Raw genomic sequence first — 16,742 nt, forward strand, 5'->3', positions numbered from 1 at the left:
TGAATTACAACTAAAATGTCGATAAAACACACAATGTCACGTTATAAGTGTGTGATTCACTTTGCCCCATGAGCTCGCTTTGATATAAAGGCAAATAGAAATTTTCCAAGATGTACCTATCAATGCAAATAAGTCACTTCAACCGGCTCAAGCGCAGTGCTCTAATTTTAGTTTCTGTTCTTTTACTCTCTGCTTGCCAGATTGAGTCGGAGCCCAAAAGTGAATTTGAAAAAATTCAAGAACGTGGTGTGCTTCGTGTTGGCACGCTAAACAATCAGCTTTCCTACTACATAGGTCCCGATGGTCCCGCAGGGTTGGATTACGAATTGGCGCGTCAGTTTGCGGAGCAGCTCGGCGTCAAACTCGAGATTAAACCAGCCTTTCGCCAAGCTGAGCTTTTTCCTGCTCTTAAGAAAGGAGATATCGATATCATCGCTACGGGTTTAAATCAAACGTCACAAGCAGTCAAACGATTTAGACCAGGCCCTGCCTATTATTATGTAAGCCAACAAGTGGTATATAAAAAAGGGCAACTTCGACCACGTGATATCGAACAACTCATTGAATACCAAGCCTCGAAAGACGACGAGTCCGACGAAGATACAAATGCAGGCGCTCAAACATTAAAGATCGTTGAACAATCGCAATATGTTCCGACCCTAACAGCGTTAAAGAAGCAGTATCCAGAACTTCAGTTTGAAATTGTTGGTGATGCTGACACGAGAGACTTACTCAAATACGTATCGACGGGTGAGTTACGTTTTACTGTGACTGATTCGGTGGAACTTTCCCTTGCTCAACGCCTTTACCCCGATCTTGCGCTCGCGTTTGAACTTACAGAAGATCAACCAGTATCTTGGTTTACTCGACGCTCTGAAGACGAAAGTTTGTATGCGATGCTGATAGAGTTTTTCGGTAACATCAAACAATCAGGAGAACTGTCCACCCTCGAAGAAAAGTACATTGGTCATATTGAAGCATTTGACTACGTTGATACTCGCGCATTCATTCGAGCTCTGGATGACAAATTGCCTAAATGGGCACCTTTATTCCAAAAATACAGCGAAGAGTTCGACTGGCGCTTAATTGCAGCATTGGCTTATCAAGAGTCACATTGGAAACCAACAGCAAAATCGCCAACGGGTGTTAGGGGGATGATGATGCTTACTCTGCCAACAGCGAAAAGCGTCGGGGTAACAAACCGTTTAGACCCTGAGCAATCTGTTCGTGGTGGTGTCGAGTACTTACGTCGCATTGTAGGTCGCGTGCCTGATAGCATCAACGAGCATGAAAAAATATGGTTTGCGTTAGCTTCATACAATATTGGTTACGGCCACATGATGGACGCACGACGACTCACCAAAGCACAAGGTGGCGATCCGAACGCTTGGGCCGATGTAAAAGATAGGCTGCCTTTACTGCGTCAGAAGCGCTATTACAGCCAAACTCGCTATGGGTACGCCAGAGGCGATGAAGCGCGTAATTACGTAGAAAATATTCGACGTTACTACCAATCCATCATTGGTCATGTCAGCCAACAGCCAGCGATTGATGAGAATAGCGATGACTTGCAAGTGATTCCGCCGCTCAACCCCGACATTTTGATATCGGGCGCAGTAGAGACCGTCGTAGAACAAGTCTCTGGCGCTTCTGACGTCACGGTTGAAGAAGACACCGAACAAGAAAGCATTGAAGAATAAACCCGCGGTAAACTAAAAAATGACGAGCCTATGAAGCTCGTCATTTTTGTTGAGTCCTAACGAAAACTTATCTAGACTCCAATATTCTGAGTGACACCAACCACACTCAACCATTCCTTTGGTTGGTCGCCTTTTCTTCATCGTTAGTAAAACTGATTGCTTTGTAACAGATTACTTTACAACCACATGGTTTAGCTCACTTGATGAAGCGGCGCTTTCGGCTACACTCTGCCGAAATAACGTCACTCCTATTATTAAGCATCGTATTGAAATTGTTTGCTGGCTCTGTGCAATGCAGAAGTCAAATGAAGAACGTTTAAACCATACAATGTTTAGTGCGATTATCGAGCCTATTGCCAAGCATCGATGAGCCGCACTTTACTGGTATAAGTCTTGTCTGCAGGAGGTTTTGAATATGAGAAGACGTAGAGTGCAGTCAAAGCGTTTAAATAACACAGTAGCTGCTATCCGACGTAAACGTAAACTGACATGTATGAAAAAGAAAGTAAGTTCACGTAATCGTGTTTTTGTACATCTAGTCAATCACTAGTGCGTCCAAGCAAACATCTACCACGTTGTAGGTGTTTGCTAGCCCTCACTACTCCTACTACCTTGTTCGCTCTCTCCATTTTCTAATGCTTTTTGTGCTTGCTTCTTCGCTTTAATTTCCTTTCGGCGGCGCTTAAAAAACGCTTGTAGCTGAGTACGGCACTCATCTTCTAGCAGCCCCTTTTCAATTAAGGCGTAATGGTAAGCGGCTTGACTTTCAAACAAATTAAGCACTGTTCCTGCTGCTCCAGCTTTTAAATCTGGCGCTCCAAAAACAACCCGCTTAACGCGGCTATGCAATAAGGCTCCGGCACACATTGGGCATGGCTCAAGTGTTACATATAACGTCGTATCCAGAAGGCGGTAATTTTCTAGCTTTTGGCCTGCTTTACGCAGCGTTTGGATCTCAGCATGTGCGGTAGCGTCATTAGTACCAATAGAGCGATTCCACCCCTCAGCGATAATTTCACCATCTTTGACAAGCACTGCGCCAACAGGTACTTCCCCCTCAGCTTCTGCTTGCTCAGCAAGCTCCATCGCTCTGCGCATAAACAATTCATCTTGAGGGGTAAACGGATGGTTAGACAAAGGAGGCTCCAAAGAAACAAAAAACGATTGAAGTCAGGAATTTTATCACCAACTTCGGTTTCACTACAGCAACACATCACGGGACAAAGTCTGCAACTCCAAAAAACTAGTTACAAGACCTATCGATGTTCGTTTTACGAGAACAAAAAAGCGCAGATCGAAGACCTGCGCTTTTTGGCTGCCAATTAGCGGCTTTCACACCCTACACGTTTTTACATTGTGTAAGTGTAAGGAGCTTGAATGCCTAGCGGGATACCTACCATCCAATAAGCAACTAGGAAGATAGACCAACCGATCAGCATTGCGATCGAGAATGGCATCATTAGTGACGCAAGCGTACCGATACCAGCCGACTTCACATAACGCTGACAGTAAACCACTACAAGAGGGAAAAATACCATTAGAGGCGAAATGATGTTCGATACAGAGTCACCCACACGGTAAGCCGCTTGAGACAGCTCAGGCGAGATACCAACCGCCATTAGCATTGGCACTAAGATTGGACCAATTAAAGCCCATTTTGCCGATGCCGAACCAATAAGTAGGTTTACAGACGCGGTTAGAAGGATCATACCGATGATGGTCACTTCACCTGGTAGGTTCATCGCTTTTAAGCCTTCTGCGCCATACAACGCTAGCATCGTACCGATGTTTGACTGAGCAAATGCAGATAAGAACTGAGCACAGAAGAACGACATTACAATGTATGCGCCCATGGTTGACATGGTGTCAGCCATCGCTTTGATAATGTCGTTGCTGGTCTTGAACGTTCCAGACACTTTACCGTAAACGTAACCAGGAATGATAAACAGAATAAAGATCAGCGGAACGATAGACTTCATGATCGGTGCTGAGAAGGCCGTAATTTCACCTTCAGGCGAGCGTAGTGCTGATGTTTCTGGAATTAACGCTGCAACAAGTAAAGCAATACCCGCCATCATTGCCCAACCTGCATAACGGAATGCTTTTGATTCCAGTTCAGTAAATGAACCTAGGTTTGGCGCAGTTTCCGCATCGTCATCAATTGGCATTTTTGACAAACGAGGCTCAATGATTTTTTCTGTCACGTACCAACCAATCGCTACAATAATGATGGAAGATAGGCCAGTAAAGAAGATGTTCGCTAATGGGTTAACCACGTATTCAGGATCAAGAACCTGCGCCGCAGTTTGCGTAAAGCCTGCTAGTAGTGGATCTATACCTGAAGGGATAAAGTTTGCAGAGAAGCCACCAGATACACCTGCAAATGCTGCCGCAATACCTGCTAGAGGGTGACGACCTGCCGCATGGAAGATAATACCGCCAAGAGGAATAACCAGAACATAGCCTGCATCTGCCGCAGTATGCGATACAATGGCAACCAAAATAAGCATTGGAGTAAGAAGCTTAGCTGGCGTGAAGTTCAGCATCTTCTTAAGACCCGTCGTAATAAAACCCGAAGAATCTGCAACACCCACACCTAGCATTGCGACAAGTACGATACCCAGTGGCGCAAAGCCAGTAAACGTCGTCACCATATTAGCAAGGAAACTTGCTAGCGCTTCGCCCGTAAGTAAGTTGGTGATAGTAAGAGCTTCGCCCGTTCGAGGGTTTGGAAGATCGAATGATACATTCGACAAAAGTGCTGACGCCGCCCAAGTAATGATCAATGCCCAGAAGAACAAAATCGCAGGATCAGGAATTTTGTTACCTGTCCTCTCGATAAAGTTTAAAAAGCGCTCCATCCCGCTCGGCTTCGATGATGGTGCCTTATTTACAGCTTGGTTACTCATGGTAACTCCATAGTGAATGATGTTGGTGCCAAGGCCTATTTGAATAATTATAACGACCTACTATCCAACGAGTATTCTAGTAAACACTAATGGAGAAAGCACAAGGTTCTAGATTTTTTTTCATAATTGGAGACATATTTTGCAAAAACACCACTTCAATTAAACATAATAAAAACAGTAGCACATCAACTCAATTAACAGTTCAAAAACTATTTATTAACCGTGACAAGTCCGGTATTAAACAGGAATTACACCCGCATTTGTCCCAGCCCATGTATGCAATTGAACTTAGTTTTCGAATTCACTGTATTGTGAGATCATCGTTTTAAGCTGAACTGATCGCGTCTCGCCGATTCTATCCTTCCAGCTAGAGGTAATGGTGATAGTTTTCAGTGTTCCTGAAACCGTGGCAGCTGGAACTTCCCACTCGACGACATAAGATCCAGTAACAGAAGAGCCTGTTGCAATAGAAGCAAAATTTGCAGGTGTGATGGTAGACATCGCCGCAGAAGCACCACGCGTCCGGAACCATTCGAGCTGGTTTTCTGCTAGACGAAGTGCTTCAATACTTTTTATGGCATATTCGGATTCGCGTTCTAGATACACGTTTAGCTTCGTTAAACCTAGAGCCCCAACACCGATAAGTAGAAAAGAAATTAGAACTTCAAGAAGGTTAAAACCTTTTTGTTTAGAGATCATTCCAGGAGCCTTTTTTCCATCTAGGAATTGCATGCGCATTCCTTGAATTGTCTATCACATCTTTATTGTATCTAAAGTCCAAAGAATCGAAGAAAACCGCTGCCTGATCTTCACTATCAAAATATTGACCACCAGATACCGTAAAAGAACCATGCTGATAATAAGAAGCTATTGTCCTGTATGAGTCTTCTACAACACTTGGCACATGATTTAGGTGAGCATTGGCTTCGAACCCAACCCAATCCGCTGTTGTCGGGGTATAATCATGATTGAAATGAAACAAGACCCCTTTAAACTTATTTGATGTAGCGCCGGAGCTCGGTGGTCCCATCACGGAGAAAAGACCATCATGAATGAGCACTGTTACGCCATTGGTCGATGATGTAGCATTCACTAAATCATTGTATTCCGATTGCTTGATTTCACAGCTCCCTTCCACCCATAAATGATGCTTCCCTGACTGAATTTCTGCTGTTAAAGCAGCACCACAATTAGGTATACCATCAGCCACTGAGACCGTCATAACATGAAATACACCATTATCTCGGACATCGTTATGCTCTTCAGCCTTTACTCCAAAGAAGGATTCAAATGGCTTTAAATCTGTATCTTGAGTAAAATCATCACCAGCACCAACCCCGCCAACACTAGATGAGAGATGACGGTTTGCCGTCGTGTTTGCACAATCTTTATTTGTAGGGTTGTTAAAATCGGCATAGGGAGACTCTCCATGAATTACGCCTTTATTATCAACTGAAGAGGAGTAAAAGCGCTTTTTATACCTTAACGCAATACACTCCCACCCATCGCTGCTCAATTCCCCTGGGTCTGGAGTAGAGAACGTTGCACTAGAATGAAAATAAATGTCGGCACTAGACTGCATTGCACCATAACTCAAGTTACCTCCCAAAATAATCTCCTTACTAATGCTTGTAAATCCAACATTAGAAGTAACCAAATACCCCTTGGAAGTACTCGTAAAATTCGGAATCGTCCAAAGCCCTGAGCCACAATCTGTTATTACGGCAGGTACAATATTATTAACTCTAAATTGCGCCCATGCACATTCAACACCTCCTTCCGCTAACCAATGTGCTTGTCGAGATTTTATTTCGTTTTGCGCAACTTTTATTTGAAAAAATACACCTTTGGATGATGCTAATGATGCAATTAAAGCAAGTAATAAAAGTATAGAAGTCACAAGCAAAGTGGTATAACCGGAATAGCTATATTTAGATGTCATTGCCAATTCCTTTGTTTGATAGAAAACTCCGCAACTTCACTAAAGACTCCATCAATCGTTTTCAAACCTAACTTAACGCTCGTGACCGAACTTACATTTCCTCCATTAGTCACTGTTTCTGAACTAACGGTGAATTGGGTAACTTGGAAAATATCATCATCAAATAGAGAACGACAAAAATCTATACCATCAAAAGATAATATTTGTGTTTGAGACACAACGCCTTTTTCACATATAAAAAACCGAGTATCTCTCTTCTCATACTTAATATTTCGATAGTCTTCATTGGCAGCTGAGTCCTCTTTAAAATACACAAGCCCTACAGAAGAGGCGCCGCTCAGCATTATGGTTCCTGTAGCTCCGGATAATTTGAGTGAACTACCGTTCCCACCATCATAACCTGCCCTTTGAATATCTTCTTTCATAACAGATAAAGTGATATTCAGACCTTGCAATAAATTTAGCTCTAAGCTTTTTTCCTTTGCTGTTTTTTGTAAACTCAAGAATATAGAGCCCACTACACTAAGGACAATTAATCCAATTAAAGAACTAATCATCAATTCGATTAAAGAGCTACCTATTTGATAACGTTTGTTAGCACTGACGGTAATCATATAACTTAGCTCCAGAGTTACTACAAATTTTAATCCTTCCGGGAGGGTTAGAGAGCTTTGCTTGTAGTTTTATGTTTTGAGCATTGGTTGGGAAAAACTCTATATTTCCTCCTTGGGGTCGTCCACGGACCTCATCGAAGCTTATTTTTTGATTATCATAGCTGTGCTTCAAAGATAATTCAGGGTAGGCAGAGCCGGAAAGGCTTAAAATTACGCCCCCAGAGCCGCTAGACGAGTTAGTTAACTGTAGAGACCATGCACCTTGACTGACAACGACGTTTTTAGCCATAGAGAAATGTATATATAACTTTTGATTTCTCATTACCGCCTCGGACTTACTTTGGCTTAGAAAGCCAGCTAATTCAGTTGCTAATCGCTGCATTTGCACAGTTTGTGAAACACGGCTAAAGCTTGGAGCTGCAAACGCCAATATAATACTCAGTACAGCAACAGTAATAAGAAGCTCCAACAACGTAAACCCGCGAGGCATTTCCCAAATTCCTATGTAAACGGCAAAAGGGCCGTAATTCATCTTGCACAGATGCTATCACCTGCCAAAAATAGGCGGAAAAGTGAAAAGGAAACTACTCGTGATGATTCGAATTTCTCGTTGTAACGGCTACAAAAAAGGATTGAGAGGGATGACATTGATCGAATTACTGGTAGCTGTAGTGATTGTCGGGATCATTGCTGCAGTCGCATACCCCTCTTACACTAATCATGTAATCAAGTCTCATAGGACGGTTGCCTTGAGCGATCTTAGTCGAATTCAGCTAGAGCTAGAGACATCTTATGATGGTGGGTACGACTGGAGTCATATTCTCTCTGGAGGAACATGCACTCTATGTGACTCAGACAAAAATAGATTTTCTTTCGATATTGCTAGCTCTGCAAGTACGGCCTATACCATTACAGCAACAGCAAAATCACCTCTTGGACAAGACGACGACGAGTGCTTGACTGGTTCTAAAACGATTACTTTAACGTCAACAAATGTCGAAGAACCAAGTGATTGCTGGAACTAGCAAGAACACCGAGATGCAAAAAGGCCTGCATTTTAGCAGGCCTTTGTATTTGTGCTTTTCACTAACGTCTTAGCTGGTTAAATCATCAAAGAACTTTTTCACACCGTTGAAAAAGCCTTCTGATTTAGGCTTGTGCTTTGTCGCCGCTTCACCACCACAAGACTCTTCAAACTCTTTGAGCAGTTCTTTTTGGCGTGAGCTTAGGTTTACTGGTGTTTCAACAACCAACTTCACAATAAGATCACCAACACCGCCACCGCGAACGCCTTTCACACCTTTACCACGCATGCGGAACATACGACCTGTTTGCGTTTCTGAAGGTACTTTTAGGCTTACGCGACCATCTAGAGTTGGCACTTCAACTTCACCACCTAGAGCCGCCATCGCAAAGCTTACTGGCACTTCACAGTATAGGTTGTTGCCATCACGCTCGAAGATATGGTGCTCTTTCACGTGCACTTGTACATACAAGTCGCCAGCAGGCGCCCCCATTTCTCCCGCTTCACCTTCGCCAGATAGACGAATACGGTCGCCAGTATCAACACCTGCTGGGATCTTAACGTTAAGTGTTTTTGTTTTCTGCTTACGACCTTGACCATGACACTCATTACAAGGGTCTTTAATGATTTTACCTTTACCGTGACAGGTAGGACAGGTTTGTTGCACTGCGAAGAAGCCTTGTCGCATCTGTACTTGACCATGACCATGACAGGTACCACATGTTTCAGCAGATGAACCTTTCTTCGCGCCACTACCATCACAGGTATCACAGTGTACTAGTGTCGGTACTTCGATCTCTTTCGTTACACCACGAACTGCTTCTTCTAGCGTTAATTCCATGTTGTAACGTAGGTCAGCACCTCGCTGGGCACGGTGGCCACCACCGCCACGACGACCACCACCAAAGATGTCACCGAATACATCGCCAAAGATGTCGCCGAAATCAGCACCGCCGCCGCCAAAGCCGCCGCCGCCAAAGCCGCCGCCACCGAAACCACCGCCGCCTTGTTCAAAAGCAGCATGACCGTATTGGTCGTACGCCGCTTTCTTTTGAGGGTCGGTCAGAACTTCGTACGCTTCTTTTACTTCTTTAAACTTGTCCGCCGCAGAATCATCACCCTGGTTTCGGTCTGGGTGGAATTTCATCGCTAGACGCTTATACGCCTTTTTGATATCGCGCTCTGAGGCATCACGGCTTACGCCTAATACTTCGTAAAAATCACGTTTTGACATGTTCTTCGTCACCAGTTAATTACTACAAACGGCATCGATTCACCGCTTGGTGTTTGTATCGTTCTAGGTAAGTGCACTTGTCTGCAACATACTTAACTAGAAAGACAGCGTTTACAAACAGACGGGCGTAAGAGTTGCCCCAAACGCCCGCACACGAAGTCTTATCGACCCCAGATGGCTATGCAGCCATCTGGTTAAGAAATATTATTTCTTGTCGTCTTTAACTTCTTCGAACTCAGCATCTACAACGTCGTCTTCTTTAGACTGTGCACCTGCGTCAGCACCTTGTGCTTGCTGCGCTTGAGCTTGTTGTTGAGCGATTTCCATCAGCTTTTGAGAAGCAGTCATTAGTGCTTGAACTTTAGCATCGATAGCTTCTTTGTCTTCGCCTTTACGTGCTGTTTCTAGCTCAGAAATTGCTGCTTCAATCTTCTCTTTCTCTTCTGCAGGTAGCGCTTCACCAGCTTCTTCGACTTGCTTACGAGTACCGTGAATCATTTGGTCAGCTTGGTTACGTGCAGTCGCTAGCTCTTCGAACTTCTTGTCCGCTTCTTTGTTAGCTTCTGCTTCTTGAACCATTTTCTCGATGTCTTCATCGCTTAGACCGCCAGAAGCTTGGATAGTGATCTTCTGCTCTTTACCAGTCTGCTTGTCTTTCGCAGACACGTGTAGGATACCATCCGCATCAAGGTCAAAAGTAACCTCGATTTGTGGCATACCACGTGGTGCAGGCTGGATGCCTTCTAGGTTAAATTGGCCTAGAGACTTGTTGTACATCGCTTGCTTACGCTCACCTTGTAGAACGTGGATAGTTACCGCGCTCTGGTTGTCTTCCGCTGTAGAGAAAACTTGGTTCGCTTTAGTTGGGATAGTTGTGTTCTTCTCAACTAACTTAGTCATCACGCCACCCATTGTCTCGATACCTAGAGACAGTGGAGTTACGTCTAGTAGTAGTACGTCTTTAACGTCACCAGCAAGTACACCACCTTGAACTGCAGCACCCATTGCTACTGCTTCGTCAGGGTTTACGTCACGGCGCGCTTCTTTACCAAAGAACTCAGCAACTTTCGCTTGAACCATTGGCATACGAGTCTGACCACCAACTAGGATTACGTCAGTGATGTCGTTTACTGATAGGTCAGCGTCAGCTAGAGCTACTTTTAATGGCTCAAGAGAGCGTTGTACTAGGTCTTCAACTAGAGATTCTAGTTTTGCACGAGTCACTTTAATGTTCATGTGCTTAGGACCAGTTGCATCTGCAGTAACGTAAGGTAGGTTTACGTCTGTTTGAGAAGTAGAAGAAAGCTCGATTTTCGCTTTCTCTGCTGCTTCTTTAACACGCTGCATTGCTAGTGGGTCGTTTTTAAGGTTGATGCCTTGCTCTTTGTTGAACTCATCAACCAAGTAGTTGATTAGACGGTTATCAAAGTCTTCACCACCTAGGTGAGTATCACCGTTAGTTGCTAGAACTTCGAATGTTTTCTCGCCTTCAACTTCATCGATTTCGATGATTGAAATATCGAATGTACCACCACCAAGGTCGTATACCGCGATAGTGCGATCGCCGCCTTTCTTATCAAGACCGTAAGCTAGCGCAGCTGCTGTTGGTTCGTTGATGATACGTTTAACTTCTAGACCTGCGATACGGCCAGCATCTTTTGTCGCTTGACGCTGAGCATCGTTAAAGTAAGCAGGTACTGTGATAACTGCGCCAGTTACTTCCTCACCAAGGAAGTCTTCAGCAGTTTTCTTCATTTTCTTAAGAACTTCAGCAGAAACCTGAGGAGCTGCCATTTTTTGGCCTTTCGCTTCTACCCAAGCATCACCGTTGTCAGCCTTAACGATTTTGTAAGGCATGATTTCGATGTCACGCTGAACTTCTTCGTCTTCAAAACGACGACCGATTAGACGCTTAATTGCAAATAGCGTGTTTTCTGGGTTAGTTACAGCTTGACGTTTCGCTGGTTGACCTACTAGCGTCTCACCGTCAGTGTAAGCAATAACCGATGCAGTAGTACGTTCGCCCTCTGCGTTTTCAATTACACGTGGTTTGTCGCCGTCTAATACAGCAACACATGAGTTAGTAGTACCTAAGTCAATACCAATGATTTTACCCATCTGGCTATCTCCGAATAAATTCTATTTTCGTTTGGTTATAACCCCAATGTGGGGGGAGGAGAATCGGGTTTCAACCCTTGCTCACAAACAAAAATAATCAATGTTTGCTTCTCTATGCCACATAGATAAGGGCGGCAAAATGCTTTTCAAGGGCAGAATTAAAAAAAAGCGTCTTTTTTCGAAATTTATGTGTTTCTTTCTGATTAGTTGGGAACTCGTCACACTGCTGTAGCGCAACAAAACGTCATTTCCCAGATAAATTTATTTATGTCCGACTCTTCCTAAATAAAAAACGAGCTCATAAGAGCTCGCTTCAATATTAGGGTTAAAATAAATGATTCAAGGTATTAGGCGTTCGCTTGAGCAGGCTCAGCATCAACACCTTCTTCTTTACCTATCTCACCTTCTGTTTTTGCAACAATGGTGTTCACTGCCGTGTCGCCGACAACGTTAGATGATGTACAGAACATATCATTAATACGGTCGACCGCTGCAATGATTGCTAAACCTTCAGGTGGTAAACCTAGTTGGTGAAGCAAAACGCCTACCATTACCACGCCGCCCCCAGGAACGCCGCCAGCACCAATAGATAACAGAAGAATAGTTAAGCCAAGTGTGAAGATGTCTGCGGTGTTAATTGGCTGGCCAAAAGCGTTCGCAACAAACATCGTTGCTAGAGCAATATAGATAGACACACCAGACATATTCATCGTTGCGCCCAGTGGTACACCGAAGCCAGCAACCGATTTAGAGACCTGAAGCTTTTCTGTCAGTGTGCGCATCGTTACCGGGATAGTCGCGTTTGAGCTCGCGGTAGATAGAGAGAAAAGAATCTGCTCACGAGTTGCACGTAGGAAAGTCTTTGGAGAAGTTCCTGTCGCAATACTCACTGCCATTGGGTAGAAGAAGAAGATCCAGAACACCAACATCGCAACCACCAAAGCCACGTAACCGGCAACGGACATTAATGTATTGGCGTTTAGCGTTGCACCTAGTTGAATCATTAGTGCGAACACACCATATGGTGCAAGACTCATCACTAATCCAACCAATTTCATCATGATTTCATTTGCCATTTTGAATGTGCGAATAGCTGGGCCACCACGAGAATCCAAAGCTTGAATTGCAAGCCCCGTCAAAATTGCCATAAAGATGATTTGCAGCATGTCGCCGCTAGCAAACGCTTGTACAGGGTTGCTAGGAACAATGTTAACAACTAAAGAGAAAATGTCCGGCGTCTCTGTCGTTGTCAGCTGCACAGCCTCAGATACCGTTCCTGCTAGATTAGCGCCCGCTCCTGGTTGGAAGATCAAGCCGACAGTCAAAGCCGCCGTAATCGCAATGATGGTGTTAAGAATGTAAAGGGTAAAAGTTTTTCCACCAAGACGACCAAATGCACTGATATCTTTCAAGTCAACAATGCCGCATACGATTGAAACGTAAACTAAAGGAACAACAAGCAATTTGATCAGTGAGACGAACATGCCGCCAACACCTTCTGCTGCTCCAAGTAGGTATGTATCAAAAATCGCAATACCGCTAAATAAGTACTGAATTGCTGTCCCCAGCACAAGGCCGGCAAACAAGCCTATAAAAATCTTACTAGAAAGCGATTTATCCATTATAAATCTCCGATATGTTGTGTTTGCTATTTACATTTTTGTAGTTATATATGCTTACTTTTAAAGCATTAGTCGCAAATCATACACACCGAAGTTACAAAATAAAGTGATAATTTACATTTTTGTTAACGAAATTGTTTTAGAAAAAATGACTATATTTACATTCCTATGCAGAACAAACATTCACACAACGAATGATTACAATCACTTATAGCCCTTCCCATTAATAAACACGCAGCGAGATGAGAGAAAATCTCCTATAGGAAAATAATTAACCAATAGGAAAAAATATGAAGGGGATCAAATTTTCATTTATCGATATACAACGAAGTTCGATGCAGTCATTTATGTTTAAAACAAAAAAGCGCCCATCAAAAATGATGGGCGCTTTTATACTTAAAAAACAGGTAGTTAAAGTTACTTAGCAACCATTACCATTGCCGGACGAATCACACGGCCGTTTAGTTCGTAACCTTTTTGCATAACAAACATAACAGTGTTTGATTCATGATCAGGGCTCTCCTGAATCGACATCGCTTGATGGAACTCTGGATTGAATGCTTCACCTTCAGGGTTGATTGCTTTCAAGCCAAATTTCGCTACAACGTCTACAAACGTTTTATGTGTTAGTTCAACGCCTTCTAGGAACGGCTTCACAGTTTCATTCTCTGTATCTGCCGCTTGAATTGCACGCTCTAGGTTATCAATAACAGGAAGCAGCTCTTCTGCAAACTTGTTCAACGCAAACTTACGTGCTTTATCGATCTCTTGCTCAGTGCGACGACGCATGTTTTCTACTTCAGCTTTAGAACGCAACACCGCATCTTGTTGCTCTTTTACTTTTGCCTCGCTAGACAATAGTGCCGCTTCTAGTTGAGCAATCTTAGCATCTGTCTCATCACCAAGCTCTTCAAGCTCAGCTTCAACTTCTTGTGCTTCAGCTTCTACTTTTTCAGCCTCTTCGATGATTTGATCAAGCTCTTCTTCTGTAACTTTGTTTTCTTCGTTGCTCATGATATCTCCAGAATTCAACATAATGCCCTTAAAGCCATGCGCGTTTTTGCGGGCTTTAACCACATAAAAATTCGCATATTTAGGTGACTTGCCATTATTATGGGGATGAAGATTCCTGATTCAAGCCTCTTTAATGCGGAAATGCTATGAAAAATCCATGTAACGTGATCGCGATTATCGGAAAACCAAGAGATCAACAAGCAATTCAAACTCATAAAGAGTTGTACCAATGGTTGACCTCTGAGGGCTATAAAGTATTCATTGACGATCGCCTTGCCGCAATACTGGATGATATCCCACAGAGTCAGTTTGCTAGCTTAGTTGAACTAGGAAAAAATGCCGATCTAGCCATTGTGGTTGGTGGCGATGGCAACATGTTAGGTGCGGCAAGAATTTTATCCCGATTTGATGTGCCAGTTATAGGCGTGAACCGTGGAAATTTGGGCTTCTTAACTGACTTGAACCCAGACGACTTCCAAGCGTCTCTGCAAGCGGTACTCGACGGTGAGTATATTGAAGAGGAACGTTTTCTTTTAGAGGCGGAAGTACACCGCCACGGACAAATAAAGAGCCATAACGCTGCGCTAAACGAAGCCGTACTTCACCCAGGGCAAATTGCTCATATGATTGAATTTGAAGTGTACATAGATGAAAGCTTCGCCTTCTCTTTACGGGCCGACGGTTTGATTGTCTCCACTCCGACTGGCTCGACGGCATATTCACTTTCTGGCGGCGGCCCAATTCTTTCTCCTAGCTTGAATGCCATTTCACTCGTGCCAATGTTCCCTCATACATTGTCGAGTCGACCTTTGGTGGTTGATGGAAAACGTCGAATTAAATTGGTGGTATCACCAGAAAACCGTGGAACACAAGAAGTTAGCTGTGATGGACAAGTCTCGCTTCCAGTTACCCCTGGCGACGAAATTCACATCTATCAAAGTCCAAATGTACTAAAGCTCATCCATCCAAAAGACTACAGCTACTATCACGTCTTACGGAATAAGCTTGGCTGGTCTAGTAAATTGTTCTAACACTTGTTACTCAGGGCAATAACTTCAATAAAAAAGCCAGCAGCTCAATTGCTACTGGCTTTTGGCTTTCTTAGACAAGAAATAGACACAAAGTAGTGAGGCGACACGATATTTGTCATCATTAAAGAGAAGCTTATAAATTTTGATCCTGTGGGCAAACTTTACACAAAAGATAGAAAAGCAAATTCAATGATCTATGTCCGGTGATATTCTCACCATGAATAGAGTATTAACTCTATTTCATAAAATCAATAAAGGACATATTATGAAGAAAACCATCATTCTGTCTGTTCTCAGTACATTAGCACTTATTGGCTGCCAATCAGAGGAAACGCAAGTCAACAGTGTATCCAACGCAAAAGCGGAAGATATCACTAAGACGAAGCGTGCCCTCGCTCAACAATTGAGTGAGAACTATGCTGCCATTGAACCCATGTTGAGAAGAGATATTACTCCACAACAGACTAACGTGTCTGTATCAGCATTTGTTAAGCAAAACCCTAACTCAGAGTTCAGCCGCCAGCTTGTACAAGCTGACACTCAAATTCGTAGCTGGAAAGGTATTTCTGAATACTCAGATCAGTTGTTAGAAGTTCGCTTGGCAAATGAAGCCATGATAACAGCATGGCAAAGTGGCGAGGTCGAGCCATTATTTGCATTTGAACCAAGTGGTGATGATGAGAATTGGCAATACATCGAAGCATTTGATGTTTATGGCAACGTCCATCAACTCGATGTTTACCAGCTCCCTGAGGTACCTGTACTTGTCGTTGATAACAATAGCTCTGCAGAGCTAAAAGCAGGCTTGCAAGCTATGCAAGCTGAGATGAAAAAACTCGGTCAACCAGCTTTAGTTCAACCATATATTGCTGATGAACAACGCCAAAATACACCGCTATTGTCAAGTAGCGCAGTAGGCGAAGCGGCTCCAATTCAAACCACGCAGTTGAAAAAGATCCGTCTAGCCGATGACAAAGAACCTTGGATCTCTGGCAAGGCAGAAATCTACGCTATCGTAACGGGCGTCAATCCAAGTCGTGATGAACCTACTCTCGATTTGGTGGAGCTTCCATACTTAGACTACGATAACCAAGATTACTATCCGAATCAGATCATTATTCACTGGTCTCGTTACCGCTGGGGTGCGGCAGACATTGTGCTCATGGAGCAAGATGACGGCACAGACTATAAACAATTGGCAAAACTCCTTGTTCAAGTTGCCGAAGAAGTATTGAAAGCGATTCCAGATCCAGAAGTTCAGGCTTACGCGATTATTCCGCAAATCACGAACAAGATCATCGACACTATCCCCGATGGTGTACTCACGAATGATGATGACTTCGTCGACGTTTACTACACTCTAATGCAAGACACTTCATACGTGGATCACCCAGGTGCAGGTGTGAATGCAGTCGTCACACTAGAACCACTAACGATTAACCCAACTCGTCCGTAACCTGTTCAATTTTAATGAGTCGTTGTAATCACATCGGCTCATTTTTCCCACTTCATCACAAAAAAACAGCCTACAAAG

General features: G+C 43.5%; 14 protein-coding genes. 4 read left to right on the top strand and 10 right to left on the bottom strand.

Features of this window, described 5'->3' with window-relative positions; translation table 11 throughout:
• Window positions 1-122: 122 nt before the first annotated feature.
• On the top strand, window positions 123-1,700 hold the full coding sequence (gene mltF / locus R8269_RS13370; protein ID WP_031777268.1) for a membrane-bound lytic murein transglycosylase MltF: 1,578 nt from the start codon (window positions 123-125) through the stop codon (window positions 1,698-1,700).
• A 588-nt stretch (window positions 1,701-2,288) separates the two neighbouring features.
• Here mltF and tadA read toward each other — a convergent pair.
• The 6 genes from tadA to R8269_RS13400 all read right to left on the bottom strand — a co-directional run bounded on the left by tadA (window position 2,289) and on the right by R8269_RS13400 (window position 7,655).
• Entirely contained in the window at window positions 2,289-2,798 is a 510-nt protein-coding gene (gene tadA, locus R8269_RS13375; RefSeq protein WP_065274227.1) for a tRNA adenosine(34) deaminase TadA, read from the bottom strand.
• A gap of 251 nt (window positions 2,799-3,049) precedes the next feature.
• Window positions 3,050-4,609 carry an AbgT family transporter gene (locus tag R8269_RS13380; protein ID WP_005383758.1) on the bottom strand — a complete coding sequence of 520 codons (1,560 nt, stop codon included), beginning with the start codon at window positions 4,607-4,609 and terminating at the stop codon, window positions 3,050-3,052.
• A 288-nt stretch (window positions 4,610-4,897) separates the two neighbouring features.
• Window positions 4,898-5,308 carry a prepilin-type N-terminal cleavage/methylation domain-containing protein gene (locus R8269_RS13385; protein WP_005381606.1) on the bottom strand — a complete coding sequence of 137 codons (411 nt, stop codon included), beginning with the start codon at window positions 5,306-5,308 and terminating at the stop codon, window positions 4,898-4,900.
• A complete protein-coding gene (locus R8269_RS13390) occupies window positions 5,298-6,551 on the bottom strand; it encodes a hypothetical protein (RefSeq protein WP_318222559.1) in 1,254 nt (417 codons plus the stop codon). Before R8269_RS13390 ends, R8269_RS13385 begins: the two co-directional genes overlap by 11 nt.
• Window positions 6,548-7,165 (bottom strand): PilW family protein, encoded by a 618-nt coding sequence (locus tag R8269_RS13395; RefSeq protein ID WP_005381615.1) that lies wholly within the window; start codon window positions 7,163-7,165, stop codon window positions 6,548-6,550. The genes R8269_RS13390 and R8269_RS13395 overlap by 4 nt, the downstream gene beginning before the upstream one ends.
• Window positions 7,146-7,655 (bottom strand): GspH/FimT family pseudopilin, encoded by a 510-nt coding sequence (locus tag R8269_RS13400; RefSeq protein ID WP_213904958.1) that lies wholly within the window; start codon window positions 7,653-7,655, stop codon window positions 7,146-7,148. Before R8269_RS13400 ends, R8269_RS13395 begins: the two co-directional genes overlap by 20 nt.
• Window positions 7,656-7,758: 103 nt before the next feature.
• Here R8269_RS13400 and R8269_RS13405 point away from each other — a divergent pair, with 103 nt between their 5' ends.
• Window positions 7,759-8,190 carry a type IV pilin protein gene (locus R8269_RS13405; protein ID WP_005381618.1) on the top strand — a complete coding sequence of 144 codons (432 nt, stop codon included), beginning with the start codon at window positions 7,759-7,761 and terminating at the stop codon, window positions 8,188-8,190.
• A 69-nt stretch (window positions 8,191-8,259) separates the two neighbouring features.
• Here the strand turns inward: R8269_RS13405 and dnaJ are convergent, their stop codons facing one another.
• The 4 genes from dnaJ to grpE all read right to left on the bottom strand — a co-directional run bounded on the left by dnaJ (window position 8,260) and on the right by grpE (window position 14,177).
• Window positions 8,260-9,423, bottom strand: a complete 1,164-nt coding sequence (gene dnaJ / locus R8269_RS13410; protein ID WP_318222560.1) for a molecular chaperone DnaJ — start codon at window positions 9,421-9,423, stop codon at window positions 8,260-8,262.
• Between the two features lie 204 nt (window positions 9,424-9,627).
• The gene (gene dnaK, locus R8269_RS13415; RefSeq protein ID WP_005381623.1) at window positions 9,628-11,541 is read right to left on the bottom strand and encodes a molecular chaperone DnaK; all 1,914 of its coding nucleotides are present in this window, start codon (window positions 11,539-11,541) and stop codon (window positions 9,628-9,630) included.
• 347 nt (window positions 11,542-11,888) lie between these two features.
• Complete coding sequence (locus R8269_RS13420; protein WP_005381625.1) at window positions 11,889-13,163, bottom strand: dicarboxylate/amino acid:cation symporter; 1,275 nt, start codon at window positions 13,161-13,163, stop codon at window positions 11,889-11,891.
• Between the two features lie 417 nt (window positions 13,164-13,580).
• Complete coding sequence (grpE, locus tag R8269_RS13425; protein WP_021034134.1) at window positions 13,581-14,177, bottom strand: nucleotide exchange factor GrpE; 597 nt, start codon at window positions 14,175-14,177, stop codon at window positions 13,581-13,583.
• A 146-nt stretch (window positions 14,178-14,323) separates the two neighbouring features.
• Here grpE and nadK point away from each other — a divergent pair, with 146 nt between their 5' ends.
• Both nadK and R8269_RS13435 read left to right on the top strand, forming a co-directional pair.
• Complete coding sequence (gene nadK, locus R8269_RS13430) at window positions 14,324-15,208, top strand: NAD(+) kinase (protein WP_005381631.1); 885 nt, start codon at window positions 14,324-14,326, stop codon at window positions 15,206-15,208.
• 265 nt (window positions 15,209-15,473) lie between these two features.
• Window positions 15,474-16,664: a DUF3103 domain-containing protein gene (locus R8269_RS13435; RefSeq protein ID WP_005381632.1), complete on the top strand. Its 1,191-nt coding sequence runs from the start codon at window positions 15,474-15,476 to the stop codon at window positions 16,662-16,664.
• Window positions 16,665-16,742 lie beyond the last annotated feature (78 nt).

Source organism: Vibrio sp. Vb0667 (assembly GCF_033391095.1).